We start from the raw sequence: 441 nt of genomic DNA on the forward strand, positions 1-441 counted from the left end.
TGTAGTAGTTCTTCTTTTAGTTCTAGTACTTCTGTCATTTTTTTATCCCCTTTAAATTTCTCTTCCTAAATTATTCCCTATTAGTATCATAAAATTAAACCCATTCTTAACGCAATATAAAATGGAATCATTAATTATCTTCACTATGTAACAGTTCTTCCAATGTTGCTTTAACTTCTTCTTCTAATTCATTAATCGTTCCGCTATAAAGTGTTCCTATGCTACTACTTTTTCCATATCCTTGGTAATAATACCAAAGCGAAATAGTACAGACTTCCCATGATTTTGAAGCATCATATTCAAAATTAATTTCTGATCTATATTCATACTCTAAACAATTCTTAGATGTTAGTTCTTCTAATTCATCACCGTCTATATCTCTTTTAATTGACAGCTTCAAATTTAATTTACCATTTTGCGCAAAACGTTCTTCAAATATTT

Annotated in this window: 1 protein-coding gene; it reads right to left on the minus strand. The window is 28.6% G+C overall.

What is annotated here, in order from left to right:
* Positions 1-130: 130 nt before the first annotated feature.
* Positions 131-441: hypothetical protein (locus tag OWC48_RS46660; RefSeq protein WP_282526017.1), on the minus strand; the 311-nt coding region annotated here is incomplete at its 5' end.

This window comes from Bradyrhizobium sp. Arg816, from assembly GCF_029989365.1.
Lineage (GTDB): Bacteria > Pseudomonadota > Alphaproteobacteria > Rhizobiales > Xanthobacteraceae > Bradyrhizobium.